General features: G+C 57.8%; 2 protein-coding genes. Both read left to right on the plus strand.

All coding sequences use genetic code 11. The features are described from left to right. Positions 1 to 42: 42 nt before the first annotated feature. Positions 43 to 393, plus strand: a complete 351-nt coding sequence (locus ACYVG7_RS05215) for a phage protein Gp27 family protein (protein ID WP_460882169.1) — start codon at positions 43 to 45, stop codon at positions 391 to 393. Then, a partial coding sequence (locus tag ACYVG7_RS05220) for a terminase large subunit domain-containing protein (protein WP_460882168.1) occupies positions 368 to 1,530 on the plus strand: 1,163 nt, incomplete at its 3' end. The genes ACYVG7_RS05215 and ACYVG7_RS05220, both read left to right, overlap by 26 nt.

Raw genomic sequence — 1,530 nt, forward strand, 5'->3', positions numbered from 1 at the left:
TCCCGTTCTGGTCTGAATCGCTATGCCACCCAGGTGGAAAAGGTGGGGGCCAGTCTGCGCCAGATGCGTGAGGCCACCGCCGCGTTGACCGCGCAACTGGGTGATAAGCCGACGGGCGAGGTGACCAAGCTCATTCTGGAAATGGGGCGCGGCCAACTGTTCAAACTGTTTATGGCCCAGGCCAATGATCCGGATGCCGAAGTGGATGTGGGCATGCTCAAAGAGGCCATGCTCGCCGCCCAGCGTCTGGAGTCCACTGCCATGCAAAGCCATAAGCGGGAGAAAGAGATCCGCCAGGCGTTTGCTGAGGAGATAGCGACCAAGACCGAGCAGATTGTTACCCAGGCAGGCTTGACCAAAGACACNATTGGGAACCGAGTTCAACCCGGATGATGTTCTGCTGCCGTATCAGAAGATTTGGATAGCCGACGACAGCCCCTTAAAGATTGCCGAGAAGTCACGGCGGACGGGGATCACCTGGGCAGAAGCGGCAGACGCCACGCTTAAATCCTCGTTGGCCAAGTCGGAAGGGGGTTGCAACCACTTCTATGTGGGTTCCAACAAGGAGATGGCCCGCGAGTTTATTGATGCTGTGGCCATGTGGGCCAAGGCGTTTAATAAGGCCGCCGGGGATATCCAGGAGGAAGTGTTTGCCGATGAGGACAAAGACATCCTGACCTTTGTGGTCTACTTCTCATCCGGCTTCAAGGTGCAGGCGCTCTCATCCAACCCATCGAACCTCCGGGGGATGCAAGGCAATGTGACCATCGATGAGGCGGCATTCCACGAACGTCTGGCCGAAGTGCTCAAGGCCGCGATGGCGCTGACGATGTGGGGCGCCAAGGTCCGTTTAATCAGTACCCACAGTGGCGTTGATAACCTGTTTAATCAGCTGATAAACGACAGTCGCGCTGGGAAAAAAGACTTTTCTATCCACCGTATCACGCTGGATGACGCCTGTCGGATGGGGCTTTATCGTCGCATCTGCCAGGTCAAAGGCATGGTGTGGAGCCAGTCAGCCGAGGACGATTGGAAAGCCGGGCTACTCAAGAGCACGGCCACCGAAGAGGATGCGCTCGAAGAATATTTCTGCGTCCCCAAGCAAGGCGGTGGTGCCTATATCAAGCGGTCCTTGATCGAGCGGGCCATGCAGCCCGATATCCCCATCATCCGTTTCACCGCGCCCAAAGACTTCGAGCTGATGAGTGAAGAGACTCGCCTTGCTGTGGGCTCGGTCTGGTGTGAGGAAAACCTCAAGCCGTGGCTGGAGAGTCTGGATCAGACCTGTCGCCATGTGCTGGGTGAAGACTTTGCGCGCAAGGGTGACTTGTCGGTGTTTGTGCCGTTGGCCATCGCCAGCAACCTGCGCAAGCGGGTGCCGTTCGTGGTGGAGTTGGCCAATGCCCCTTACGAGACTCAGCGCCAGATCCTCTTCTATTTATTGCTTGGGCTGCCTCGGCTGCGCGCCGCTTCTTTTGATGCCACCGGCAACGGCGGTTATCTGGCTGAGGCCGCCCGCCTCAAGTGGGG

Source organism: Pseudaeromonas pectinilytica, from assembly GCF_054780855.1.